Consider the following 23,134-nt stretch of genomic DNA (forward strand, 5'->3'; position numbering starts at 1 on the left):
TCCTAGGCCCGCATAGCGTGGCGGCTGACATGGTGGCGTTCCGAGTTCTGGGGCCAGTCGAGGCGTACGAACACGACGACGAACTCGACCTCGGCGGGTTGCGGCAGCGGGCCGTCCTCGCCCGGCTTCTCGTGGCCAGAGGTCAGGTCGTGCCCGTTGACACGCTTCTTTACGATCTGTGGGATGACGACGGGGCCAAGGGCGCGCAGTCCGGCCTGCAGGTCTACATCTCGCGCCTGCGCCGGGTGCTGGAGCCCGGCCGCCCGCGCGGGGGGCCCAACCGGCTGCTGGTGACGGTCGCGTCCGGCTACGCGTTGCGGGTGGCCTCCGACCAGGTCGACGCGCTCAAGTTCGAGCAGCTCGTCCGCGCGGCGGGCGAGCACCTCGAAGAGGGCGATCCGCAGTCCGCCCGAGGCCGCCTGGAAAAGGCGCTGGGCCTGTGGCGCGGCACTCCCTATTCCGACTTCGCCGACCAGTCGTGGGCGGAGGCCGAGGTCAACCGGCTGGCGGAGCTGCGCCTCGTGACCCGCGAGCGGCACGCCGACACCGGGCTGCGGCTCGGCCTGCACGCGGAGACCGTTCCCGACCTGGAGGCGCTCACCACCGAGAACCCGCTGCGCGAGGAGGGCTGGCGGCTGCTGGCGCTGGGCCTCTACCGCTGCGGGCGGCAGGGCGACGCGCTGGCCGCGCTGCGCCGGGCCCGGAACATCCTGGCCGACGAGCTGGGCATCGACCCGGGGCCCGCGCTGCGCAAGCTGGAGTCCGACATCCTGGCCCAGTCCCCGGAGCTGGATCTGGCCGTCACGGCGCGCCCGGCACGGCCCGCCGCGCCGGTCACCGACACCTGGCCGCCCAGACCGGCTGCGGCCGTCGAGCCGCCGCCGCTGGAGCCCGAGCCGTTCGTCGGCCGCGACGCCGAGCTGGCCAGGCTGACCACGGCGGCCTCGCGCACGGGCCGGTTCCAGGTCGCGATCGTGGCCGGGGTCGCCGGCGCGGGCAAGACCACGCTGCTGCGCCAGCTGGAGAGCAGGCTCGCCACCGACGGCTGGATCACCGCGTCCGGCGCGTGCCCCGACTCCAGCGCCACCCCGCCGGGCTGGGCGTGGGTGGAGATCCTGCGCACGCTCACCGTGGCGACCGGCGCGGGCGAATACGCGCAGCTGCTCGCGCCGCTGCTCGACGACGCCGCCCCCGACCCCGACGAGGACGAGGCGTCCGGCGGCTTCCGGCTGCACCGCGCGGTCGGCGGCTACCTGGCCGGGGTCGCGCGCCGCGCGCCGGTGCTGCTGACCCTGGAGGACCTCCACTGGGCCGACGACCAGACGCTCGCCCTGCTGCGCGCGCTGCCGAGCCTGCTGGCGACCAGCCGGGTGCTGCTCGTGGTGACGTGCCGGGAGAGCGAGCTCGACGACCGCCAGTCCGACGTGCTGGCCGCGCTGGCCAGGCTGGGCCCGGTCCGCGTGGGCCTGTCGGGGCTCGACCCGAAGGCCGTGGCCGAGCTGGTCAAGGCGACGTGCGTACGCGACATCGACGAGGACGCGGTCGAGTCGATCGTCGAGCGCACGGGCGGCAACCCGTTCTTCGTCCGCGAGACCGTGCGCCTGCTCGACTCCGAGGGCGCGGCCGACCGGGCCAGCGCCACCGAGGTGCTCTCGCAGGTGCCCTCCGGCGTGCGCGACGTGCTGCGGCGGCGCATCTCGCGGCTGCCGTCCGGCGCCCAGCAGATCCTGCTCCAGGCCGCCGTGATCGGGCGCGACGTCGATCTCGACGTGCTGATCGCCGTGTCGGGCGACGAGGACGCGGTGATCGAGGCCGTGGAGGCGGCGCTGCTGGCCGGGCTGGTGACCGAGCCGGGGCCCGGGCTGCTCAGGTTCGACCACGACCTGGTGCGCGACACGATCTACTCCGACGCCTCCAGGCTGCGCCGTACGCGGCTGCACGCGGCCGTGGCGGCGGTCATCGAGCAGCACACGCCGTCCGACGTGGCGGCGCTGGCCCACCACTACTTCCTGGCCGACGCGGCCGGGAAGGCGGTCCACTACGCGGGGCTGGCGGCCGAGCAGGCGGAGCGGCGCTTCGCCCACCGCGAGGCGGCCACCCTGTGGGAGCAGGCCATCGCGGCGTTCGACCGCTCGCGCGACGAGCAGAGCGGCGCGCAGACGCCCGAGCGCAGCAAGGAGCGGTTGCGGCTCATGCTGCGCCAGATCAGGGCGCTGGCGCTGTGCGGCGACATGACGGCGGCCCGGCTGCTGCGCCGCCAGGCCATGGACGCCGCGCTGCCGCTGGGCGACCTGGAGATCACCGCCAAGGTGGCGGCGTCGCTGGCCGTGCCGCACAAGGGCATCGCGCGCGACTTCACCCGCACCGCGTGGGAGATCGTCGACATCACCGAGAAGGCGCTCATGGAGCTGCCCGAGGGTGAGCAGCGGCTGCGGGCCAGCCTGCTGACCACGCTGGCGCTGGAGCTGGAGGGCTCCTCCTCCCCCGAGCGCGGGCGTCAGGCGTCGCTGGAGGCGCTGGAGCTGGCCCGGCAGAGCGGCGACCCGACGCTGATCGCGGCGGCGCTGAGCGGGCGGCTGCGGCAGTCGTACGACATCCCCGCCGTGGACACCCGGGAGAGCATCGGCAGGGAGCTGCTGGAGGTCGCGCAGCGCTCGGGGCAGATGGCCACGCAGGCGCTGGCCCACCTGGTGCTGCTGGAGTGCGCGGCGGCCAGGGGCGAGTTCGCGGTCGCCGACCAGCACGCGTCCGCCGCCGACGCCCTGGCCAGGCAGTACGACCTGTCGGCGCCGGCCGCGGTCGTGGTCTGGTACGCGGGCCAGCGGCTGATGATCGCCGGCGACTACACGGGCGCCGAGCGGGCCTATCGCGACGCGACCAGGATGACGGCGCGGGCGGGCATGCTGGAGGGCCGCCAGGACCTCCCGCTGATCACGACGTTCTGCCTGCACCTGGTGGACGGCCGGGCGGCCGAGATGGTCGACCTGCTCGCCGACGCCCACCGGCGGGGCGCCAAGTGGACGCTCGACGCGTACGCGCTGGCCCTGGCCTCGTCCGGGCACCTCCAGGACGCCAAGGCCGTGGCCGCCACCCGCCCGCCGGTGCGGCCCGACTTCCTCTACGAGCTGGCCATGACCTGGCGGGCGCTGGCCGGCATGCTGCTCGACGACCGGGAGCGGATGGTCGACTGCTACGACAAGCTCAAACCGTTCGCCGACCGGGTGGCGGGCGCGGGCACCGGCGTGGTGGCGCTGTGGCCGGTGGCGCTGACGCTGGGCGACCTCGCCGTGCGCCTGGGCCAGCCGGACGCGGCCCGCGCCCACTACGAGAAGGCCCTGGAGGTGGCCGAGCGGGTCGGCGTGCCGCGCTGGGTGGAGGCGGCGCGGCGGTCGGTCAGCAGCTCACCTGGAAACGGTCGCTCGTGACGGTCTTGACGCCCTTGGCCGACAGCTCGACGCGATACCAGCCGGGGTCGCCGGAGAGCTCGGGCCGCCACTCGACGGTCTGCGCGGCGCCCACGAAGCCGTCGTAGTCGACCAGGTACGTGCGCCACGACTTGGTGGAGGGGCTCCAGCGGGCGAGCTTCCAGCCGTAGTGCACGCTCCGGCCGGGCTCGGGGCTGACGAGCACGCTGCGCGCGACGAGCGGCCCCGAGCAGGCGCCGCCCAGTCCGCCGAGGGTGACCTGGCCGGGCTGGGCGGCCGGGGCCAGCTCCTCGGCGACGGGCACCTCGCGGGCCGACAGGGTGATGGTCGTCACGGCGGCCGGCGCGCCGTCGGCTGCGCTGTAGGCGGAGAAGCCGATGTACGCGCTGGTGAACGCCAGGGCGGCCACGATGAGCTTGACCGCGTTCGTCGTGCCACTCGCCAGGACGGCCGCGCTTCTCGACGCCATCTTCAACACCCCTTTTGCCTCACCCATAGAGTGAGCTCGGGTGGTTGAGGCCTGCTTGTCGGCTGGTTGCGGCGGCTTGCAAGCCGATATGGCGAAAGCTTGCAACTTGAACTAAGGTAAGCCTGACCTAAGGCTTGGGAGGGGTGGGAGAGCATGACCGGCATCGCCGATCCCACGAGGCCTTATTGGCTCGGCCTGCCCTACTGGCTGGTGGGCGCCATCCTGATCCTGGCCCTGTTCGGCGCGTTCCAGGTCTACTACTGGGTCGGGCGCAAGCTCGGCGTGAAGCTCTACGACTCGCGCGTCGGCGCCCGGGTGGGACGCGAGCGCATCGCGAAGATCGAGCATGTCGTCGAGAAGTGGGGCGCGCTGGCCGTCTACGGCTGCTTCTGGGTGCCCATGCTCCGGCACACGCTGCCGTGGGTGGCGGGGGCGCTGCGGGTGTCCTACCCCTGGTACGTGGTCGCGAGCGCGCTGGGCTGCCTGACCTGGGCGCCGATCTGGTGGTTCGGCATCACGGCGCTCGTGTGGGGCTGGCTGGAGCTGGCCGCGCGCTCGCCCGTCACGGCGGGGGTCGTGGCCGTGCTGGCCGTCGCGGCGGCGTTCTGGCTGGTGGTGCGGCGCAGGAGGAAGCGGCGCGCGGCCGCGTCAGAGAAGGCTCTGGTCTCCTAGGCCCCGCCCGGTCCGGTCGTCGATGGCGGCCTCGGGAGCGTTCCTGCGCACGGTCTCGATGCCGTTCACGCAGGCGGCCTTGCTCGGGTAGCCCTCGCCGACCGCGAGCGTCTGCCCGTTGTTCGCCACGAGGGCGAACCGGAATCCGCCCTGCCCGTCCTCACTGATCACGAACCTGCCCGCCACTGCCGCTCCTCTCTAACCTGGCATTGATTTACCCCCATCTGATCGGGCTTTATGGCGTAGTTAGGCAAACGGACCCTTGATCTCCTGTCAACATGATTGCCATGCGTATTGGGGGTTTCATTGGCTCCGCCGTACTCGCGCTGGTTGTGGGAGTCGCCTCCCCGGCCGCGGCGGCGGACGCGCCGGAGGTCGGGGCAAAGTCGGCGTACCTGGTCGACTCTGCGGGAACGATCCACTTCGGCAAGCGCGAGACTCGCCGGGTGCCCGTGGCCAGCCTGGTCAAGGTCATGACGGCGTACGTCGTGCTGCGCGAGGCCAGGCTGAACGACACGATCACGATCACGGCGACCGACGTCAAGCACGCGACCAGCAACGGCGCGACCACGGCGGCGCTGAAGAAGGGTGAGCGGCTCACGGTCAACGATCTGCTGTACGGTCTCATGCTGCCGTCGGGGGCCGACGCGGCCAACGCCCTGGCGCGGCGCTACGGCCCGGGCAAGACGGCGTTCGTCGCCAAGATGAACCGCGCCGCCCGCGCCCTCGGGCTGGCCGACACCCGCTACACCAACCCCGACGGCCTGCCGACCCCCGGGAACGGCGGCTACTCGACGGCCGTCGACCAGGTCAAGCTGGCGGAAAAGGCGCTGGACAACAGCACCTTCGCGGCCGTGACGGGCACCAAGGTGCACAAGGTGGCCAAGACCGCGCTGCACCGGGCGCACACCTGGCGCAACTCGAACAAGCTGCTCTCGCGCGCCGACGGCGTACTCGGCGTGAAGACCGGCTACACGCGCGCCGCCGGCTACTGCCTGCTCTTCGCCGGGGAGCGGGGCGGCAAGCGCGTGGTCGGCGTGCTGCTCGGGGACCAGAACGAGCGCCGCTTCGAGACGGCCGAGCGGCTACTGGACTACGCGGGCGAGCAGATCGCCGGCGGCTAGCAGCTCGCGGGTGTACGGGTCGGCGGGGGCGGCCCACACCTGACCGGCCGGACCGGTCTCGACGATCCGGCCGTGGCGCAGCACCGCCACGCGATGCGCCACGTGCCGGATCAGGGCCAGGTCATGACCGATGAACAGCTGGCCCAGCCCCAGCTCGTCGCGCAACTCGGTGAGCAGGTTGACGATCCCGGCCCGTACGGACGGGTCCAGCGCGGACACGGGCTCGTCCAGCACCAGCAGCCTGGGCTCGCAGGCCAGGGCGCGGGCGATGCCGACGCGTTGGCACTGCCCCCCGGACAGCTCGGACGGCCTGCGCCGGGCGAGCGCGGGATCCAGGCGGACGAGGTCGAGGAGCTCGCGGACCCGGGCGGGGCCGGTCAGCGGGTCCCAGCGGCCCTGGACGCGCAGCGGCTCCGCGATCGCGTCGTGCGCCCGCAGGCGCGGGCTGAGCGAGCCGTACGGGTCCTGGAAGACCGGTTGCAGCGCGGGCCGCAGCGGGCGCAGGGCGCGCTCGTCGAGCGCGGTGAGCTCGCGGCCCTCGAAGCGCACCGAGCCCGCCTCGGGCCTGCGCAGCATGAGGACGGCGGCGGCGATGCTCGACTTGCCCGACCCCGACCCGCCGACCAGGGCGAGCGTCTCGCCGGCGGCCAGGGTGAACGAGACGCCGTCCACCGCCAGGATCGGCGTGGGGTAGCGCACGGTGAGATCGCGCACCTCCAGCAGGGGTGTCGTCATGCGGGCTCCTGGTAGAGATCGGTGGCCGGGCCGGGCAGCTCGCCGAGCCGGTGGCAGACGGCCAGCCTGTGTTCCCCGGCCTCCTGCGGCTGTGGCTCCCGCTCGTGACAGACGTCGGCGGCGGCCGGGCAGCGGGGGGCGAAGGCGCACCCGGGCGGCAGCGCTCCTGGCGCGGGCGGCGAACCGGCGATCGCCGGGAGCGGCCGTCCCGTCACCTCGCGCGGCGGGAGGGACGCGACGAGGCCGCCGGTGTAGGGGGCGCGCGGCCCGCGCAGCACCGCGCCGGCCGGGCCCGACTCGGCGAGCCGTCCCGCGTACATGACCAGGACGCGATTCGCGTACGCGGCCGCCGCCCCCAGGTCGTGCGTGATGAGCAGCACAGCCGGCCGCGTCCCCTCGCGGGGCTCCGTCAGCAGGCTGAGGATCCGGGTCTGGAGGACGGGGTCCAGCGCGGTGGCCGGTTCGTCGGCGACGACGAGGGCGGGGTCGTTGACGGTGGCCATGGCGATCACCGCCCGCTGGCGCATCCCGCCGGAGAACTCGTGCGGGTAGGCGCGGGCCCGCCGCGCGGCGTCGGGGATGCCGACCCGTTCCAGCGCGGCCACCGCGCGTTCCCATGCCTGTTTGCGGCCCGGTCGCCGCACGGCGCGGGCGAGCTGGTCTCCGACCGGGTACACGGGGCTGAGCACCGACAGCGCGTCCTGCGGCACGAAGGCGATCCGCCGGCCGCGTACCTGCCGGTAGACGTGCTCGGGCGCGCCGGACAGCTCCCGCCCGTCCAGGCGCACGCTGCCGGACATGCGCGCGCCGGGCGGCAGCAGCCCGAGCAGGGCCCGGGCGGTCAGCGACTTGCCCGCGCCGGACTCGCCGACGACGGCGAGCGTCTCGCCCTCGGCCACGTCGAACGAGAGCCCCCGTACGACCTCCGTGCCCGCCACGCCGACCCGCAGGTCCCGTACGCGCAGCAGCGTCATGCGGCACCCCCGGTCCGGCGGCCCGCCGTGGAGAGCGAGACCGCCAGGGCGGCCAGCAGCAGGAGCATCCCCGCGGGGACCAGGGCCGCCCATGGCGCGCGCTCCACGTACGGCAGCGACTCGGCCAGCGTCAGGCCCCACTCCGGAGCTGGCGGCTGTGCTCCCAGGCCGAGGAAGCCGAGGGAGGCCATGGCCAGCGCGATCCCCGGCAGCCGCAGCACCGCGTGCCTGGCGACCGGGCCCGCGATCGCGGGCAGGACGTGGCGGGTCAGGATCCAGGTGTGTGAGGAGCCGATGGCGCGCTGGGCGGTCAGGTGGGCCGCGGCACGTACCTCGGAGACGAGGGCCGCGGCATGGGCCGCGAGCGCGGGCCACGAGACGAGGGCGACCGCGACGGACGCGCCCGGCGTGCCGGGCCCGAGCACCGCCGCGACCAGGATCCCGGCGATCACCGGCGGAACGGCGTTGGCCACCTCGGCCGCTCCGGAGGCCAGTCCGGGGAGGAGGCCGACCGTGAGGGCGATGACGTACGAGCCGGCGCAGACCAGCGCGGAGACGCCGAGCGTGGCCGCGGCGCCATGGCCCACCCTGGCCAGCACGTCCCGGCCCAGCGCGTCGGCGCCCAACGGATGATCCCAGCTCGGCCCCGCCAGCCGCGCGGCCACGTCCACGGTCAGGGGGTCGAGCAGCGACCCCCAGCCGACGGCGACCGCCAGCACGACCCCGCACACGCCGGCGACCGGCCCGACCACCCTGCTCCCGCTTTTGCCTCGGCCGCCGCCGATGGCCGGTGCGGGGAGCGAGAGGGCGGCGTCGCGGAGGCCGGGGCCGAGCATCCGGTGCCGGGCGGCGCTCGCCAGGATCCCGGCGAGCACACCCAGCAGGACCAGGGCGAGTACCGCGGCCTGGAGCAGCGGAAGGTCCTGAGCCTCCGCGGCCCCCAGCGCGGTCCGGCCGATGCCGGGCACCGCGAACACCGTCTCCACGGCCACCGCCCCTCCCGCCAGCCCCACGGCGACCAGCCCGAGCTGGGGCACCAGCGCGGGCAGCGCGCGGCGCAGCGCCGCCCGCGCGATGACGCCGGGACCACAGCCCGCCGAACGCCACAGCCCCACCCACGGCTCGGCGAAGGCCGCGGGCAGCGTGTCGTCCACCAGCCGCCCCAGGACCCCGCCTGCCGGGATGCCCAGGGCCAACGCGGGCAGCACCAGGTGCCGCGGCTCCTGCCAGCCGTAGGGCGGCAGGAGGCCCAGCCACACCGACAGCGTCACCAGCAGCACCGTCGCGATGAGGAATTCGGGCAAGGCCCCGAGCACCGCCGCCACCGCCCCCGTACCGCCGCCCCGCAGGGTGCCCCGCGCGCCGCGCACCAGGGTGGGCGCGCACAGGGCGCACGTCAGTGCCAGCGTCACCGCCAGCGCGGCGGCCATCAGCGTCAGCGAGACGCCGAGACCGGACAGCACGGACGGCAGCACCGCGCTCCCGTCCGCCCACGAGCGGCCGAAGTCGCCGCGCAGGACGCCGCCCAGCCACTCGCCGAGCAGCGGCAGCGGGCCGCCGTCCAGGCCCAGCTCGTGGCGGATGGCCTCCAACGCCTCAGCCGTCGGCTCCTGCTCGGCCGAACGGGCCCGCAGCAGCGACAGCGCGGCATCACGACCGGACAGCCAGGGCAACAGCCCGACCACGGCGACGATCGCCACGACCGCGACACCCCGCGAGAACAGCACCCCGCCGGTCATTTGAGGCGGGTCTCCGCCGTGATCAGGACGCGCTCGCGCGGGTCCTTCGCCGAGTCCAGCACCGTGGTGGCATCGCCCTGGATCACGCGCTCGTGCAGCATCGGGATGGCGGCGTCGGTACGCAGGATCGCCGCCTCGGCCTCAAGGGTCGCCGCGTGCCTGGCGGGACCGGCGTCCGCCGCCGCGGCCTCGCGCACCGCCCGGTCGACGTCCTCGTCACACAGGCGGGCCAGGTTGAAGGAGCCGTCGCAGGTGAAGTCGGCCTGCATGTACGCCACCGGATCCCCCGAGTCGAGCACGGTCGCCCGGGAAAGGACGAACGCGTCGAACCTCCCGGCCAGCGCGTCCTCCTCGATGTGCGCGTACTCCCGTACCACCAGCTCGACCGCGAACCCCGCCCCCCGGAGCTGCTGCTGCAGCACGGAGGCGACCTCGGGCAGCTCGGCCCGGTCGGAGTAGGTGGCCAGGGTGATCGCCACGCCCTTGGCGCTCGCGGGAGCCGTACGCTCCCCCAGGCTCTTGCGGCCCTCGGCGGCCCACGGCAGGGCGGGCCCCAGCAGGCCCGAGGCCACGTCGGCGCGCCCCTCGTACACCCCCCGCACGAGTTGCCCCGCGTCGACGGACGCGCGCACGGCGGCGCGCAGGCCGGGGCTCTTGAACGGCCCCTTGACGGTGTTCAGGTACAGGGTGTTGGTGCGCGGCATCGGCACCTCGCTGATCGTCTCCTTGGCCAGCAGCGCGGCCTGCGAGACCGGCACCGCCTCCGCGATGTGCGCCTCGCCGCTGCGGATGGCGGCGGCGCGGGCGGCGCCGTCCGGGACGAAGGAGACGTCGATGCCCGGCGCCTTGGCCTTCGTGCCCCAGTAGCCGTCGTGGCGGTCGAGGGTGGCGGTGGTGGTGCCGTTCACCTTGACCAGCTTGAACGGGCCGCTCCCGGTGCCGACCGGATCGACCTTGTCGTCGGTGCCGTACGCGCGCTCGGCCAGGATCGCCAGCTGCGGCGAGGACAGGCGGTGCGGGACCAGCGGGTCGGGCTCGCGGGTGGTCACGACGACCTTGCCGCCCTCGGCCCTGGCGGTCAGCTCGACGCCGTCGAGGATGCGCGGCTTGGGCGTGGCCCGGGTGGCGCGGGTCAGCGCGGCGGCGGCGACCCGGGCGGTCAACCGGCTGCCGTCGTGGAAGGTCACGCCGTCGCGGACGGTGAACTCCCAGGTCCGTTCGGAGGTACGGGTCCACGCGGTGGCGAGGGCGGGCCGCGCGTCGCCTCTCGCGTCCAGGTTGACCAGGGTCTCGGCGGTGGACCAGCGGGAGAGCTTGAAGGCGTCGTCGCTGAAGGGCGACAGGCCGGAACGCGGCGGCTGGAGCATCGCCACCTTGATCCGGCCCGTGCTCTGCCCGCCCGCCGGGGCGGAGCACGCGGACAGGGAGAGGACTGTCATGAGGGCAAGCCAGAGGCTGCGATGTTGCACGGATTGTCCCAAATTCAGGGGGAATGAGCGGGACGAGACACTAGCACATGATAACCGTTTCCATATTCACATCCGATAGGCGCGCCCCTCGACGCCCCACTCCCCGAACGGTGGCCGCTCACCCCGATCGATCGCCCAGATGGAGGGGCGGCCGACATGGGCGAACACCAGCCGCCCCACCCCGCGATCGCGCGCCTCCCGCGCGACCTGGAGCACGCTCGCATGCCCGCCCACGCCCCCGGCGAAGCGGATCGGCCGGTCCCAACCGGCGGCGTCGGCGAACATCAGGTCCACCCCGGCCGCCCAGTCCGGAAAACCCCAGAACTCCGGCGCCCAGACGGCCCGCGCCCCGGCCGTCCTGATCAGGTAGCCGTAGGTGGGGTGAGAGGTGTGGCTGACCGGCAGTGGCACGATCTCCACTCCCGCGGCCTCGAAGGTCGCCACCGCGGCGGCCAGCCCCAGCGCCCGCGCGGTGCGGCGGATCCGGGGCATCAGTTCGGCCCGCTCATCGCAGACCAGCCAGCCGTCGAGCCGCTCACCGGCCGCGGCGTCGCCGCCCCCGTCGAGCAGGACGCGGTGACCGCGCCAGCCGACCAGCAGCCCGGCCGGGCTGTAGCGCGGCGAGTTCATCGCACCGACGCCCACCAACCGCAACCACACGACCGCCACCCCCACCTCAGACGCAGCCGCTACCCACTCCCCCAGCCCGACAACCGACGTCGACGACGCGCCCACACCGCAGACGACCACCGGCGGCCAGGGGACCCGCGAAAAGGGCTCACCCGAAGGTGATCTTGCCGTTCCCGGGAAGCGTGCTCATCCCCCGAGCGGCGCAGCCGAGGATGGCCGCCGCCGGCGAGAGGCCGCCGCGGACGCGCTCCCCCTTGAGCGCGCCGGCGGCGATGGTGCCGGTGAGCAGGGCGTCGGCCGGATGCTGGGTGGCGAGCCGGTCGGCCTTGATGCGCAACCTCGAGGTGCCGACGGGCCGGCCGTCCCCGCCGAACCAGGTGATGACGGCACCCCCGCGTACATCGCGGGCACTGGTGCACGAGGCCTCCGCGGTGGCCTTGACGGCGACCCAGCCGGAGCGGAGGGACGGGGCCGAGCCGTCGGGTGAGGTGCAGTCGGTGAGCTGGAGGTTCCCCCGGGCGGCGACGCGCCGCGGCGTGAGGCCGACCTGCGGCGTGAACGCCAGCGGCCGCTCGGTCGGCGTGGCGACGGCGCAGGTCAGGGCCGGGTCCGGGAGGCCCGCCGGGGCCGAGGTGGCGATCGCGATGATCCAGTCCAGGTACATAAGCCTTCCCCGTTGGCTGCTGTACGTAATCAACACCTCACATTGTGCTGCATCACGCGGTACGGCACGCCGGATCCAGCCGATCCGCGGTCCACCTGAGCGAGTGCGCCACCCGTACGCGCACCTTGGCCCTCGCGCGGTGCGGCCGCCGGGGCGCGCCCGGCAGGGCTTCGCCGAGCGACTCCTGGTAGCCCATCGCGGTCTGGTGAGCGAGCACTTGCATGGCGTCCATAAATCCTCCTTAATCAATTAAGACCTTAATCGATTAAGACAGGCCCGGCAAGCTCTTCGGTACGGTGGGACGATGGCCAGGGTGACACTGCAGACGATCGCCGACCGGCTGGGCGTGTCCCGGGCCACCGTGTCCTACGCGTTCTCCCGGCCCGACCAGCTCAGCGACGGGCTGCGGCAGCGGATCATGGAGGTGGCCGACGAGCTCGGCTACGCGGGGCCCAACCCGACGGCGCGATCGCTCCGGCTGGGGCGGGCGGGGGCGCTCGGGCTGCTGTTCAGCGAGACGCTGGCCTACGCGTTCGCCGACCCGTACGCGATCGGCTTCTTCCAGGGGCTGGCGACGGCGGCCGAGGACGCGGGGGTGGGGCTGCTCATCCTGCCGCTGCCGCACGGCGACCGGCGCAGCGAGACGGTCAGGGACGCGGTGGTCGACGCGTTCTGCGTGATGTCGCTGCCCGACGGGCATCCGGCGCTGGCGGAGGTGCTGGCCAGGAAGCTGCCCGTCGTCGTGGTGGACGAGCCGTACGTGCCGGGGCATCCGTTCGTGGGGACCGACGAGCCGGCGGCCGCGGCGGCGGCGGCGCGGCACGTGCTCGAGCTCGGGCACCGGCGGATCGGGGTGGCCATGGTCGGGCTGCACGACGACGGCCACACCGGCTGGGCCTCCCCGGAGCGCCAGGAGGGCGCGGTGTTCGAGGCCATGCGGCGGCGGTGCGGCGGCTACCGGCAGGCGTGCGAGGAGGCCGGGATCGACTGGTCAGGGGTGCCGTTCTACGAGGTGGCGCGCAACTCCCGCGAGGCCGGCAGGAAGGCGGGGCACGGGCTGCTGGGGCGGGACCCGCGCCCCACGGCGATCCTCACCAACACGGACGTGCTGGCGCTGGGGGTCCTCGACGCCGCCGCCGACCTGGGGCTGGAGGTGCCTGGGGAGCTTTCGGTGGTGGGGTTCTCCGACAGCGCGGCCGCGGAGGCGGGGCTCACCACGATCCGGCAGGCCAAGCAGGAGATGGGAGCGGCGGCGGGGCGGCTGCTGCTGTCGGGGGCCGCGGCGGAGCCGGAGCGGCTGGTGTTCCCGCACGAGCTGATCGTCCGCGCCTCGACCGCTCCCCCGGCACACGCTTGACGAACCAGGTCACGCCAGGAGGAGCAGCACGCCCGCCGCGGCGCTGACCAGGGCGGTGGCGCCGTGTATGCCCCACGAGATGCTGGGGTGGCCGCCGCGCCTGGCCACGATGAGCGCGTCGCCGAGGGGGATGATGCTCATGACCAGGATGACCCACCCCAGCGTGTGCGCGTCCGCCACGGCGATCATGACGAAGATGGCCAGGGCGGTGCCGAGGTCACGAACGGCCTTCACGGAGAAGTAGGCGCCCGTGTCCATCCCCGAGGCCGAGCCCGGCACGCCGTACGCCTTGGCCGCGGCCTCGGGGACGAAAAAGAAGCGCAGGCTGACCACGACGAGGCCGATGCCGACCAGGGCTGCGATCACATAAGCGGTGGTGACCATTTTGTGCACTCCAAGCGAGAGTCATCGGTAGAAGTACTAGCAACGCTAATCTAGCGATGACTCAATGTCTAGCAGTGCTAGAAAACTGGTCGCCTGGTCATGCCAGACCGCGGCCGTCGCCCAGCTCCGCGATCTGCTGCTCCACCCCGGGCATGATCCCCCCGCCCCGCGTGATCGGCGCGATGACCACGACGCGGTCGTAGCCGGCGGCGAGGCTGACGACGGCGGGCGAGCGCATGCCGCCGTCGATGTAACGGCGACCGCCGATCGTGGCAGGCGGCCGTACGCCGGGGCCGGCCGTGCTGGCGCAGACGGCGTCCGGCAGATCGACGCCGCTGCCGGCGTCGAAGTCGGCCGGTTCGCCGCTCTCCGCGTCCACCGCCGTGATCACCAGCCGCTTGTCCGGGCGCTCCCGCACCTCGTCGCCGAGCCACCGGGCCACCTGCGCGCGCCGCTCCGCCTCCGGTACGGTCCTCGCGGCCGGCGCGAGCCGCCCCATCCGCGCGCCGAACTCCTGGGACGTCTTGGACCTGGACGGGTTCCACGGCGACGACTTCGGCCTGCTCTCCCCGGCCGGAGGCTCCAGCTGCCTGGCGTACAGGCGCTCGGGGTCGAGTCCGGCCCGGCCGCGGGAAATCGGTTACCGACCGGGAGTCACGTAGGTAAGGTTGCCCTCACACCTCTCCCGAAGGACAGCCCCATGGCGCAATTCATCGAGGTCCGAGCGACGGTCGAGGGCCATGAGAGGGCAGCCGCCCTGGCGAAGGGCATCTTCAGCGCCGGCCTGGCGGCCTCGATCGACATCGCCGAAGTGCCGTCCCCGCGCCGTGACACGACCGTCTGGGAGCTCACGCTCATCACGACGGACGGTCAGGTCACCACGCTCGAACGGCGCATCAGGGAGACCGCCGACGGCTGCTCCGTCACCAGCCGGCCGGTCACGCCCGACGCCGACGGCTACCCCGACTGGCTCTGAGCGCCTGCTCGCCTGAGGGCGTTCTCCACCCATTCGGCGGCCCGCACCGCGCCGGTCCGGATGTCCCGGTCGCTCGCCTCCACGGCGGTGTACTTGACCTCGATGACGAGGTTGTCCTGGAGGAAGGTCAGCTCCGTGTAGTGCACGCCACCCGCGCGGGGGCCGACGTCGGCGGCGAAGGCCTCCTCACCGATGCCCGGCACGTCCCGTGGCCCCGTGGTCAAGTCCCTGAACACCCGCTCGACCCCGATGTCGTTCCGCCGCCATTCGATCCCCGAGGAGGCGCCGGGGGCGAGCTCCTGCCGCCGGAGGAACTCCTGGTGCGCCGCCGATGTCCTCGGGTGCCACGATCTGGCGGCCTCCGGTTCGGGCCCCAGCGGTGTCACGTCGAGGGCCCGGCCTTGTGACGTCCAGGTGCAGCCGCCGGTCTTGTCGTCATACCGTTCACGCGGCCGCGGGACGAGTTGCCGGACCTGACCCGGTTCGAGGAGGGCGCAGTAGTCGATGGGCCGCGAGAACCGGCCGCTCTCCTGTGGCGTCGGGCTTGCGGTGAACTCGGAGTCCGAGAGGTCCGAGAAGTCCGACATTTCGGGACTCCCCGGGGAGAGGGCGATGATCGCCAGTGCCACGAAGGGGCTCACGAAGAGGGCCACCATGGTCCGGTCGCGTAACCTCCGAGAGGTCGGGTCCACGGCCTTCGCCGGACGCGGCGGCGCGGGGACCTCCCGGCCCCGTGCGGGCGACAGCCGCGTCTCTTGCTCGTGCGCCGAAAGCCCGGCGCTCCCGGCCTTCGTGGACCTCGGGCTCGGCGACCCCACCACAGTGGACGCACCGCCGGGCGCGTCGGCGATCGGCTCCACCACGGCGGGCACGTCATCCGGCTGCTCCGGGGGTGGGGCGGACTCGGCGACGAGGGTGCGGACGGCCTCGGCGACGGGGTCGGGCAGCCACCGGGCCTCGGTGTACAGCTCGGCGAGCGCGCCACCCCCCGTGGCACCGTCCGGCAGCTCGTCCAGCAGCGCCGTCGCGCTCGGCCGTTCTTCGGGCCGCTTCTCGAGGCACCGGCGCACGATGGAGCGCAGCCGGGGCGGGAGCCCTTCCAGGTCCGGCTCCTCGTGCACGGTCCGGTACCACAGCCCCTGCCACGACCCGCCCCCGAAGGGCCCGGTGCCCCTGGCGGCGTACGCGAGCACCGCCCCCAGGCAGAACACGTCACTGGCCGGCCCCACCGAGTCCCCCGTCAGCTGCTCGGGAGAGATGAACCCCGGCGTTCCCACGGACACGCCGGTCCGCGTCAGCCTGCTGCCTTCCACCGCCACGGAGATGCCGAAGTCGATGACCCGCGGCCCGTCCACGGCCAGCAGCACGTTGGAGGGCTTCAGGTCCCGGTGCACCACCCCCGCCGCGTGGATCGACTCCAGCGCCTCGGCCAGCCCGGCCGCCAGCGCGAGAACGGCCTCCTCACGCCAGGTCCCGTGCTCGGCGACGGCCTCGTCCAGGGACAGGCCGGGCACATAGGCCGTCGCCAGCCACGGCGGCGCCCCCTCCGGATCGGCGTCCACCACCCCGGCCGTGAAGAACCCGCTCACCGTGCGGGCCAGGGAGATCTCGCGGGCGAACCGCTGCCCGAAGTCCCGGTCGGCGGCGAGCTCCGGGTGCACGACCTTGACCGCCACCGCGCGCCCGCTCTTCGACCGCCCCAGGAAGACCCGCCCCATCCCGCCGGCGCCCAGCCGCGCCTCGATCCGGTACGGTCCCACCTTCCGCGGATCCTCCGGCCGCAGCACCTCGAACACGGACACGCGCCCTCCTCAGGGTCCGCGATCAGACGTGTCGAATCACCACATTAGCCCGATCACCGGCGCATGATGATCAACTTCACATAGCAACAGTCAGCCGGAGCAGCGGCGCCACCGAAGGCGCCGAGGGAAGGTCCCCGACCGCCGCCAGGAGGGCGTCCACCCTGTCCGGCGGCAGCGCCCGTCCCGCGTTGGCGCGGAACTTGACCCCCAGCTCGTCCGCCGTCAACGGGTGCTCCGGCCCGCCCCGAGAGGAGTCCACGCGGTGCTCCAGGGTCGAGCCGTCACGCAGCCGTACCCGCATCACCGCCGCGAACGCGCGCGGGAAGATCTCCGACGCCCGCTCGTCCGCCACGCAACGCACCCGCTTGGCCAGCTCCAGCCGCTCCGGGGACAGGGCGGCGAAGTCGTCCAGGGAGAGCCCGAGCCCGCCGCCGCCGTGCAGCGCCGCCGCGACCGTGTACGGGCCGGAGAACTTCGCGTGGTACGGCGACCTGGGCGCGGTCTTCTCCTCCCTGGGCTCCGCGATCGTGCGCAGCACCGGGGCGGGCACCCCCAGCTCGATGTCCTCGACGTCGTCCGGGGACAGGCCGCCGGCCCGCAGCGCCAGAGCGCAGTCGATGGCCGGGTGGGTGAAATGGTTCGTCGGGTAGGGCTTGTAGACCGTGCGCAGGAGCTCCCACCGCTCGCCCAGGCCAGACAGCAGCGCGGCGTCGTCGTACCGGCCGTCGAGCCAGGCCTGGAAGAACCCGAACCGGCCCTCCAGCACGGTCGGCGGCCCCGTCACGCCTTCCAGGGCGAGCACCGCGGCCGAGACACCCGCGTGCGCGGCCCAGCCGCAGTGGACCCGCTTGATCGTCCCGCCCGTGCGGTTGGCCTCGATCACGCCCGCGCCCATGCTGGCCGCCACGCCGACCGCGTGCGCGATGCCGTCCGCCGTGAGGTCGAACAGCAGCCCTGCTGAGACCGCGGCGCCCAGCGTGCCGCAGATGGACGTCGCGTGCTGGCCCTTCTCGAAGAAGAGCGAATTGCGCGCCTCAGGCAGGTAGGAGGCCATTCCGAGGCGGTTGCACACCTCGACGCCCGCCGCGATCGCCGCGGCCAGCGCGGCGCCGCTCGCCCCGGTCGCCTCGGCGACGGCCAGCGCGGCGGGCACTACGGACGCGCTCGGGTGCAGCACCGACGGCAGGTGCGTGTCGTCGTAGTCGAGCGCGTGCGCCAGCGTGCCGTTGACCAGCGCCGCCGCCGGCGCGGGGAGCCGGTCGCCGCTGCCGATCGCGCTCGACTCCTCGACGCCGCCCCACCGGCGTACGGCCCGCAGCACGGCCGGTCCCGCGTCGCCCTCCGGCTCGGCGTAGGCGGCCAGGCAGTTGCCCAGCACGTCGAGCACCCGTCCGGTCACGTCGTCGCGCACCCGGCCGGGAACGCCCTTGTCACGGCAGGCGACGGCGAACTCGGCCAGCCGCTGGACATGGGTTGTCATGGTCCCTCTCAGGTCAGTCGATCACGGCGAGCGGACGGACGGGGGCGCCGGTGGCGCCGACGACCGGCAGCGGGTTCAGCACCAGCACGAACTCGCGTGCCCCCGAGTCCAGCAACTCGGCCAGCCGCATGGTCTCCACGATGTTGATGCCCGACTCCACCAGCATGATCCGGTGCACGGGCAGCGTGGCATGCCCGCGACCGGGCGCGATGTGCTCGAAGGCGATGGACTCGCCGCCCACCACGCGTGGCCGGCGCTCGGCCAGCCAGCGCGCCGCCTCGACGCCCGGCCCGGGAACGCCGCCCCGCTGCCCGACGAACTCCCCCGCCGACGACCACAGCCGCGACCAGCCGGTGCCGATGAGCACGGCGTCGCCGGCGCGGATCTCCAGGTCGCCGGCGGCCCGCGACAGGTCGTCGGCGGTGATCTCGTAGCCGGCCGGCAGCGTGTCCACGCCGTGCACGGCGGCCACGTCGAGCAGGACGCACCGGCCCACGTACGGCTCGAAGGTGTCGATGCCGAGCGCGCCGAACCCCTCGTGCGACATCACCTCGGACGCGGGCCGCCCGCCGTACAGGAGCCCTTCCTGCGAGACGTGCGCGAGCGCGTCGACGTGCGTGCCGACGTGGCCGCCCGTGACGATGATCTCGTTGGCGGCGGAGCCGCCGTCCGGCCTGACCATGTCGCCGTGCCTGCGCTCCAGCGCCATCCGGAACGGGGGGTGGTTCGGTGACTGCGGCATGCCTTTGCGCATCGGCTGCGCGAGATCAAGGACACGCGCCCCTTCCAGCGCCTTCCACAAGGACATCTCGGACGGCTCTCCTTATGTTCCGATCATGAAAACAGCGTCTCGACAGTACACAAGACGGACAAAACCGGCTCAATCAGCCCGCAGATCGCATCAACCCATGACAGGCGATGGCCGCGGCGGCCACCACATTGAGCGAGTCGACGCCCGCCGCCATCGCCGACCGGCTCATCGGGATGCACACCGCCCGGTCGGCCTCGTGCAGCCAGTGGGAGGAGAGCCCGTCGCCCTCGGCGCCGAGCAGCAGCGCGACCCGGTCCGCCAGCTCGACGGTGTCCAGGGGCGTGGCCGCCTGGTCCGGAGTGAGGGCCAGGGTCTGGAAGCCCGCCTCCCTCAGCTGCGCCAGCCCGCCGAACCAGTCGTCCATCCGCGCGTACGGGATCGAGAACACCGCCCCCATCGACACCTTCACCGCCCGCCGGTAGAGCGGATCCGCGCACCGGGGCGACAGCACGACCCCGTCCACCCCCAGGGCGGCGGCGCTGCGGAAGATGGCGCCGACGTTGGCGTGGTCGACCAGGTCCTCCAGCACGAGCAGCCGCCGGGCGCCGCCCTTCAGCAGGGTCTCGACGGCGGGGAGCGGGAGGCGTTCCATCGAGGCGAGGGCGCCGCGGTGCACCTGGAAGCCGGCGATGCCCGCCATGATCTCGTCGCTCACCACGAAGACCGTCGCGTCGCCCAGGACGTCCTCGAGCGAGGCCAGCCAGCGAGGCGTCGTCAGGACCGAGCGGATCGGGTGGCCGGTGCCGACGGCCCGCCTGATCACCTTCTCCCCCTCGGCCAGGAACAGGCCGCGCGACGCCTCCAGGCTCTTGCGCAGCTCCATGTCCCGAAGCCGGGTGTAGTCGGACAGGCGGGGGTCGTCGGCGTCGGTTACGTACTCAAGCACCTTCCGATACTGCCATGCGCCGCCTGACCTGCCAGACCGCCGCGTAGCAGGCGAGCACCAGGCACAGGCCGATCAACGTTCCGGCGCCCGTCTTGGTGATCACGCTGGGCAGGCCCAGGTGCGGGACGGGCTCGTCCACGAGGGGCCAGAGGAACGCTCCAGCCACCGTCCCGATCGAGCACAGCGTCATGACGACCGCACGCACGCGCGGGGCGATCCGCAGGCGTTCCGGTACGGGCGCCGCTGGCATCCGGGACAGACGGCGCCAGCCCCACCACACCACGACGGCCAGGCCGATCACGGACGAGACGTACTGCAGCAGCCGGAAGAGCCTGATCACGCCCATGACCGAGACCGCCAGCCAGCCGCCCCACTCCACCGGGCCGGTGGAGTGGGTGAAGGAGTCCCACAGGACGTGGCTGGCCGCGCCGATCACGCCCCCGACCGCCATGGGGAGCAGCCGCAGCCGGGACGGCGCCAGGAGCGCGGCACGGCCGGCCAGCGAGGACGGGAGCAGCGAGATCAGCGGGTCCCTGAAGACGCCGTGGAAGAGCGGCAGCAGCACCAGCACGGCGGCCAGGTCGATGGTGACGACACCGAGCCAGGAGTGCCAGTTGCCGTAGTCGGGCAGGAACGGCAGGAAGATCGGCAGATCGGGCACCATCGCCCCCAACGCCATCGCCCACGGATCGGCGAACCTGCGTACGCGCTGTGACGAAATCAGCGGCACCATCGCGGCCATATGACTGGGCGTGAACGGCAACCGGCCCTCCCTCGGCGTTCCGGGCAACCTTCGCGACCTGGCGATCAACGCTCATTATGCGGGCAAGCTTGACCATCCTTTGCCCGGACGAAACTACGCTACTGTCTGTAATGGGTACGGTACGTATCGCTGTCGACGGCCGGATAGCCGGGAGTGCGGGGGGTCATGGTGCCTGACCAGCGGATTCATGAGCGCCCGGCCGCGTCAGCCGATTGGCTGCGCGCAGCCCGCGCCGCCCGGTCGCTCTCCGTCGCCACCCTGGTCTGGCTGAGCGTGGAAAGCACGCTCGGCCTTGCCGCCGGCTTCGCGGCCCACTCGCTGGCGTTGATCGGCTGGGGGCTGTCGGCGTTCGTGGAGGCGGCGGCCAGCCTGATCGTGGTGTGGCGGTTCACCGGCGCCCGCACGCTCTCGCCGCACGCGGAGAACACCGCCAGGAAGGCGGTCGCGGTGAGCTTCTGGCTGCTCGCGCCGTACCTCGTCCTGCACGTGGCGCACGACCTGGACGCGGGACACCGGGCCACGCCGAGCGTGCTGGGGATCGTGGTGACGACGTTCAGCCTGGTCAGCATGCCGGCGCTGGGGATCGCCAAGCGGCGGCTCGGCGCGCGCCTGGCGTCGGAGGCCACGTCCGGCGAGGGGACGCAGAACCTCATCTGCGCGGCCATGGCGGCGGGGGTGCTGGCGAGCCTGTGGCTCAACACGCTGGGGTGGTGGTGGGTCGATCCGGTCGTGGCGGTGGTGCTGGCGGCGGTCGCCGTACGGGAGGGAAGCCGGGCGTGGCGCGGCCATCAGTGCTGCCATTAGCCCCCGATTCGCCGATCATGCATATCTCTCAGAAACCGTTACGCACGCGGCCAACAGCACCCACACAGGGTAATCACCGCACCAAAAGGGCTGTTTTCCCGCACTCGCCACACCGAGTATCGTTCCCGGAGTATTGCGGAGCATCTCCCGCTAGGGTCTCCGGAAGGTCTCAAGCACACCTAAGAGGACATCGTGGGGCGACACCGCACAGACGAGCTTGATGGCGGATACAGAGCGCACGAACCACCCCCAGCCCGCAGAAGGTCGAACGGCCGCGGCAGGGTTCTCGTACCGCTGGCCGGTGCCGTCGCGCTGGCCGTGCTCCTCGGTGTCGCCGCGTTCGTGATCTTCAACCGCGACCACGACTGCTCGGGCGGCAAGCTGGCGTTGCGGGTCGTCGCGACGCCCGACATCCAGCCCGCGCTGAACAAGGTCGCCGGCAACTACAACAAGGCCATGCACTCGATCGACAGCAAGTGCGTCGAGGTGACGGTGGCCAAGGAGGCCGCGGCCAGGACCGCGAACGCGGTGGCCGCCGGCAAGGCCAAGGCGGACTTCTGGGTGGCGGACTCCAGCCTCCTCATGGAGAGCCTGCGCAACACCCCGGCCGGCCAGGCCCTGCCGCAGATCGAGGGGTCGATCGCGACCTCGCCCGTGGTGCTGGCGACGGCCAAGTCGTTCGCGTCGAAGCTGAGCGGCGCCCTCCAGCCGAGCTGGGCCGCCATGATCTCGGCCGCGAACGTGGCCAACGTGGACGGGCCGGGCAAGAAGGTCCGCGTCCTCGCTCTCGACCCGCAGAAGAACTCCGCCGGGCTGGCCGCGCTGCTGGCCGCCGCCGGCACGGCGAAGGAGGCCGGGCTGGACAAGGCGCTGGTGGGCGCGATGAAGGAGCTGTCGGGCCAGCTCGCCTCCGACCCCACGGCGCTGCTGGCCAGCCTCACCGTGAAGTCCGGCAGCAGGGTGCCCATCGGCGTCACCTCCGAGCAGGCCATCTACGCCCACAACGCGAAGAAGCCGGAAGCGCCGGTGGTCGCGCTCTATCCCAAGGAAGGCACGCTCAACCTCGACTACCCGGTCACGGTCCTGACCAAGGACCCGGCGGTGCTCAAGGCGGCTGCGGACTTCAAGCAGGACCTCGCCACGGAGTCGGCCAAGAAGACCCTGCGCGACGCGGGCTTCCGCAGCACGGACGGCAAGGCGGGCGACGCGCTCGCGACGGACAAGGGCTTCAAGCAGGAGACCCCGACCGCGCTGGAGCCGCCGGACGGCAAGACCGTGGCCAGGATGGTGCAGACCTGGTCCCGGCTGAACCTCGGCAGCCGCCTGCTCACGCTGCTCGACGTCTCGGGCACGATGGCGCTGCCGGTCCCCGGTACGGGCATGACCCGCATGCAGGCCATCAACAAGATCGCCACCGAGGGTCTGAGCCTGTTCCCCGCCGACTCCGAGCTGGGCCTGTGGACGTTCTCCACGCATCTGGACGGACAGGGCAAGGACTGGAAGGAGCTCGTCTCCATCGGACCGGTCAGCGAGTCGGTCAACGGCACGCTGCGCAAGGACATGCTGGGCAAGGCGTTCTCCTCGATCCAGGCCAAGCCCACGGGCGACACCGGGCTGAACGACACGATCAAGGCCGCGTACACGCAGCTGACGAAGACGTACCAGGAAGACAAGATCAACACGCTGCTGGTCCTCACGGACGGCGCCGGCAACGACGACCCGGACGGCGGCGTCAAGAACAGCGAGATCCTGCAGTTCCTGAAGAAGACCTACAACCCGAAGCGGCCCATCAGCATCCTGCTCATCGCCTTCGGCCCGGAGGCCGAGAAGGGCAAGCAGCAGATGGACGCCCTGGCCAAGGCCGCGGGCGGCGAGGCGTACATCGCCAAGAACGTGCTGCAGGTGCGCGACTTCTTCCTCCAGGGCATGGAACGCCGCCTCTGCATGCCGGGCTGCGACGGCTGAGAGCC

23 protein-coding genes are annotated in these 23,134 nt (G+C 73.0%); 7 read left to right on the plus strand and 16 right to left on the minus strand.

From position 1 onward, the window contains the following. Positions 1 to 29 precede the first annotated feature (29 nt). A complete protein-coding gene (locus ACIHFD_RS05290; RefSeq protein WP_350728114.1) occupies positions 30 to 3,425 on the plus strand; it encodes a BTAD domain-containing putative transcriptional regulator in 3,396 nt (1,131 codons plus the stop codon). Here ACIHFD_RS05290 and ACIHFD_RS05295 read toward each other — a convergent pair. Then, positions 3,394 to 3,894 carry a hypothetical protein gene (locus tag ACIHFD_RS05295; RefSeq protein WP_397365712.1) on the minus strand — a complete coding sequence of 167 codons (501 nt, stop codon included), beginning with the start codon at positions 3,892 to 3,894 and terminating at the stop codon, positions 3,394 to 3,396. The genes ACIHFD_RS05290 and ACIHFD_RS05295 overlap by 32 nt on opposite strands. A gap of 153 nt (positions 3,895 to 4,047) precedes the next feature. On the opposite strand from ACIHFD_RS05295, the gene ACIHFD_RS05300 reads away from it, so the two are divergent. Continuing rightward, entirely contained in the window at positions 4,048 to 4,566 is a 519-nt protein-coding gene (locus ACIHFD_RS05300; protein WP_355199461.1) for a VTT domain-containing protein, read from the plus strand. Here the strand turns inward: ACIHFD_RS05300 and ACIHFD_RS05305 are convergent. Continuing rightward, on the minus strand, positions 4,543 to 4,752 hold the full coding sequence (locus ACIHFD_RS05305; RefSeq protein WP_363981897.1) for a DUF1508 domain-containing protein: 210 nt from the start codon (positions 4,750 to 4,752) through the stop codon (positions 4,543 to 4,545). The genes ACIHFD_RS05300 and ACIHFD_RS05305 overlap by 24 nt on opposite strands. Positions 4,753 to 4,853: 101 nt before the next feature. Here ACIHFD_RS05305 and ACIHFD_RS05310 point away from each other — a divergent pair, with 101 nt between their 5' ends. Beyond that, positions 4,854 to 5,690: a D-alanyl-D-alanine carboxypeptidase family protein gene (locus tag ACIHFD_RS05310; protein WP_397365713.1), complete on the plus strand. Its 837-nt coding sequence runs from the start codon at positions 4,854 to 4,856 to the stop codon at positions 5,688 to 5,690. On the opposite strand, the gene ACIHFD_RS05315 is transcribed toward ACIHFD_RS05310, so the two are convergent. From ACIHFD_RS05315 to ACIHFD_RS05345, 7 genes are all read right to left on the minus strand, one after another. Continuing rightward, entirely contained in the window at positions 5,652 to 6,425 is a 774-nt protein-coding gene (locus ACIHFD_RS05315) for an ATP-binding cassette domain-containing protein (protein WP_397365714.1), read from the minus strand. The two genes, ACIHFD_RS05310 and ACIHFD_RS05315, sit on opposite strands and share 39 nt — an antisense overlap. Then, entirely contained in the window at positions 6,422 to 7,399 is a 978-nt protein-coding gene (locus ACIHFD_RS05320; protein ID WP_397365715.1) for an ABC transporter ATP-binding protein, read from the minus strand. The genes ACIHFD_RS05315 and ACIHFD_RS05320 overlap by 4 nt, the downstream gene beginning before the upstream one ends. Further along, positions 7,396 to 9,138, minus strand: a complete 1,743-nt coding sequence (locus ACIHFD_RS05325; RefSeq protein WP_397365716.1) for an ABC transporter permease subunit — start codon at positions 9,136 to 9,138, stop codon at positions 7,396 to 7,398. The genes ACIHFD_RS05320 and ACIHFD_RS05325 overlap by 4 nt, the downstream gene beginning before the upstream one ends. Next, positions 9,135 to 10,577: an ABC transporter substrate-binding protein gene (locus tag ACIHFD_RS05330; protein ID WP_397365717.1), complete on the minus strand. Its 1,443-nt coding sequence runs from the start codon at positions 10,575 to 10,577 to the stop codon at positions 9,135 to 9,137. Before ACIHFD_RS05330 ends, ACIHFD_RS05325 begins: the two co-directional genes overlap by 4 nt. Positions 10,578 to 10,673: 96 nt before the next feature. Next, positions 10,674 to 11,267 carry an MBL fold metallo-hydrolase gene (locus ACIHFD_RS05335; protein WP_397365718.1) on the minus strand — a complete coding sequence of 198 codons (594 nt, stop codon included), beginning with the start codon at positions 11,265 to 11,267 and terminating at the stop codon, positions 10,674 to 10,676. A 118-nt stretch (positions 11,268 to 11,385) separates the two neighbouring features. Further along, positions 11,386 to 11,901 carry a hypothetical protein gene (locus ACIHFD_RS05340; RefSeq protein WP_397365719.1) on the minus strand — a complete coding sequence of 172 codons (516 nt, stop codon included), beginning with the start codon at positions 11,899 to 11,901 and terminating at the stop codon, positions 11,386 to 11,388. A 52-nt stretch (positions 11,902 to 11,953) separates the two neighbouring features. Continuing rightward, on the minus strand, positions 11,954 to 12,133 hold the full coding sequence (locus tag ACIHFD_RS05345; RefSeq protein WP_364758455.1) for a hypothetical protein: 180 nt from the start codon (positions 12,131 to 12,133) through the stop codon (positions 11,954 to 11,956). Positions 12,134 to 12,205: 72 nt separating this feature from the next. Here ACIHFD_RS05345 and ACIHFD_RS05350 point away from each other — a divergent pair, with 72 nt between their 5' ends. After that, positions 12,206 to 13,258: a LacI family DNA-binding transcriptional regulator gene (locus ACIHFD_RS05350; RefSeq protein WP_397365720.1), complete on the plus strand. Its 1,053-nt coding sequence runs from the start codon at positions 12,206 to 12,208 to the stop codon at positions 13,256 to 13,258. A 9-nt stretch (positions 13,259 to 13,267) separates the two neighbouring features. On the opposite strand, the gene ACIHFD_RS05355 is transcribed toward ACIHFD_RS05350, so the two are convergent. Together ACIHFD_RS05355 and ACIHFD_RS05360 are read right to left on the minus strand one after the other, a co-directional pair. Continuing rightward, complete coding sequence (locus tag ACIHFD_RS05355; protein WP_397365721.1) at positions 13,268 to 13,642, minus strand: DUF4267 domain-containing protein; 375 nt, start codon at positions 13,640 to 13,642, stop codon at positions 13,268 to 13,270. 97 nt (positions 13,643 to 13,739) lie between these two features. Continuing rightward, the gene (locus ACIHFD_RS05360; RefSeq protein ID WP_397365722.1) at positions 13,740 to 14,141 is read right to left on the minus strand and encodes a patatin-like phospholipase family protein; all 402 of its coding nucleotides are present in this window, start codon (positions 14,139 to 14,141) and stop codon (positions 13,740 to 13,742) included. Positions 14,142 to 14,342: 201 nt separating this feature from the next. Between ACIHFD_RS05360 and ACIHFD_RS05365 the strand changes: the two genes are divergently transcribed. Next, positions 14,343 to 14,618, plus strand: coding sequence for a hypothetical protein (locus ACIHFD_RS05365; RefSeq protein WP_350728128.1), 276 nt, complete (start codon positions 14,343 to 14,345; stop codon positions 14,616 to 14,618). Here ACIHFD_RS05365 and ACIHFD_RS05370 read toward each other — a convergent pair. The 5 genes from ACIHFD_RS05370 to ACIHFD_RS05390 form a co-directional block, all read right to left on the minus strand. Further along, entirely contained in the window at positions 14,600 to 16,420 is a 1,821-nt protein-coding gene (locus ACIHFD_RS05370; protein WP_397365723.1) for a serine/threonine-protein kinase, read from the minus strand. The genes ACIHFD_RS05365 and ACIHFD_RS05370 overlap by 19 nt on opposite strands. A gap of 76 nt (positions 16,421 to 16,496) precedes the next feature. Continuing rightward, positions 16,497 to 17,900: an MmgE/PrpD family protein gene (locus ACIHFD_RS05375; RefSeq protein ID WP_397365724.1), complete on the minus strand. Its 1,404-nt coding sequence runs from the start codon at positions 17,898 to 17,900 to the stop codon at positions 16,497 to 16,499. Positions 17,901 to 17,913: 13 nt separating this feature from the next. Then, positions 17,914 to 18,708: a cyclase family protein gene (locus ACIHFD_RS05380; RefSeq protein WP_397365725.1), complete on the minus strand. Its 795-nt coding sequence runs from the start codon at positions 18,706 to 18,708 to the stop codon at positions 17,914 to 17,916. Between the two features lie 76 nt (positions 18,709 to 18,784). After that, entirely contained in the window at positions 18,785 to 19,534 is a 750-nt protein-coding gene (locus ACIHFD_RS05385; RefSeq protein WP_397365884.1) for a TrmH family RNA methyltransferase, read from the minus strand. A gap of 55 nt (positions 19,535 to 19,589) precedes the next feature. Further along, positions 19,590 to 20,408 carry a DUF4184 family protein gene (locus ACIHFD_RS05390; RefSeq protein ID WP_355199475.1) on the minus strand — a complete coding sequence of 273 codons (819 nt, stop codon included), beginning with the start codon at positions 20,406 to 20,408 and terminating at the stop codon, positions 19,590 to 19,592. Between the two features lie 117 nt (positions 20,409 to 20,525). On the opposite strand from ACIHFD_RS05390, the gene ACIHFD_RS05395 reads away from it, so the two are divergent. Both ACIHFD_RS05395 and ACIHFD_RS05400 read left to right on the plus strand, forming a co-directional pair. Next, a complete protein-coding gene (locus ACIHFD_RS05395) occupies positions 20,526 to 21,164 on the plus strand; it encodes a hypothetical protein (RefSeq protein ID WP_363981847.1) in 639 nt (212 codons plus the stop codon). Positions 21,165 to 21,482: 318 nt separating this feature from the next. Beyond that, positions 21,483 to 23,129, plus strand: a complete 1,647-nt coding sequence (locus ACIHFD_RS05400) for a substrate-binding domain-containing protein (RefSeq protein WP_397365726.1) — start codon at positions 21,483 to 21,485, stop codon at positions 23,127 to 23,129. Positions 23,130 to 23,134: the final 5 nt, after the last annotated feature.

This window comes from Nonomuraea sp. NPDC051941, from assembly GCF_044593615.1.

Excerpts from the sequence above, each read along its gene's own strand:
- ACIHFD_RS05290 (WP_350728114.1), top strand. The coding sequence starts at position 30 with ATGGTGGCGTTCCGAGTTCTGGGGCCAGTCGAGGCGTACGAACACGAC.
- ACIHFD_RS05295 (WP_397365712.1), bottom strand. The coding sequence starts at position 3,894 with ATGGCGTCGAGAAGCGCGGCCGTCCTGGCGAGTGGCACGACGAACGCG.
- ACIHFD_RS05300 (WP_355199461.1), top strand. The coding sequence starts at position 4,048 with ATGACCGGCATCGCCGATCCCACGAGGCCTTATTGGCTCGGCCTGCCC.
- ACIHFD_RS05310 (WP_397365713.1), top strand. The coding sequence starts at position 4,854 with ATGCGTATTGGGGGTTTCATTGGCTCCGCCGTACTCGCGCTGGTTGTG.
- ACIHFD_RS05315 (WP_397365714.1), bottom strand. The coding sequence starts at position 6,425 with ATGACGACACCCCTGCTGGAGGTGCGCGATCTCACCGTGCGCTACCCC.
- ACIHFD_RS05320 (WP_397365715.1), bottom strand. The coding sequence starts at position 7,399 with ATGACGCTGCTGCGCGTACGGGACCTGCGGGTCGGCGTGGCGGGCACG.
- ACIHFD_RS05325 (WP_397365716.1), bottom strand. The coding sequence starts at position 9,138 with ATGACCGGCGGGGTGCTGTTCTCGCGGGGTGTCGCGGTCGTGGCGATC.
- ACIHFD_RS05330 (WP_397365717.1), bottom strand. The coding sequence starts at position 10,577 with ATGACAGTCCTCTCCCTGTCCGCGTGCTCCGCCCCGGCGGGCGGGCAG.
- ACIHFD_RS05340 (WP_397365719.1), bottom strand. The coding sequence starts at position 11,901 with ATGTACCTGGACTGGATCATCGCGATCGCCACCTCGGCCCCGGCGGGC.
- ACIHFD_RS05345 (WP_364758455.1), bottom strand. The coding sequence starts at position 12,133 with ATGGACGCCATGCAAGTGCTCGCTCACCAGACCGCGATGGGCTACCAG.
- ACIHFD_RS05350 (WP_397365720.1), top strand. The coding sequence starts at position 12,206 with ATGGCCAGGGTGACACTGCAGACGATCGCCGACCGGCTGGGCGTGTCC.
- ACIHFD_RS05355 (WP_397365721.1), bottom strand. The coding sequence starts at position 13,642 with ATGGTCACCACCGCTTATGTGATCGCAGCCCTGGTCGGCATCGGCCTC.
- ACIHFD_RS05360 (WP_397365722.1), bottom strand. The coding sequence starts at position 14,141 with ATGGGGCGGCTCGCGCCGGCCGCGAGGACCGTACCGGAGGCGGAGCGG.
- ACIHFD_RS05365 (WP_350728128.1), top strand. The coding sequence starts at position 14,343 with ATGGCGCAATTCATCGAGGTCCGAGCGACGGTCGAGGGCCATGAGAGG.
- ACIHFD_RS05375 (WP_397365724.1), bottom strand. The coding sequence starts at position 17,900 with ATGACAACCCATGTCCAGCGGCTGGCCGAGTTCGCCGTCGCCTGCCGT.
- ACIHFD_RS05380 (WP_397365725.1), bottom strand. The coding sequence starts at position 18,708 with ATGTCCTTGTGGAAGGCGCTGGAAGGGGCGCGTGTCCTTGATCTCGCG.
- ACIHFD_RS05385 (WP_397365884.1), bottom strand. The coding sequence starts at position 19,534 with ATGGAGCTGCGCAAGAGCCTGGAGGCGTCGCGCGGCCTGTTCCTGGCC.
- ACIHFD_RS05395 (WP_363981847.1), top strand. The coding sequence starts at position 20,526 with ATGGTGCCTGACCAGCGGATTCATGAGCGCCCGGCCGCGTCAGCCGAT.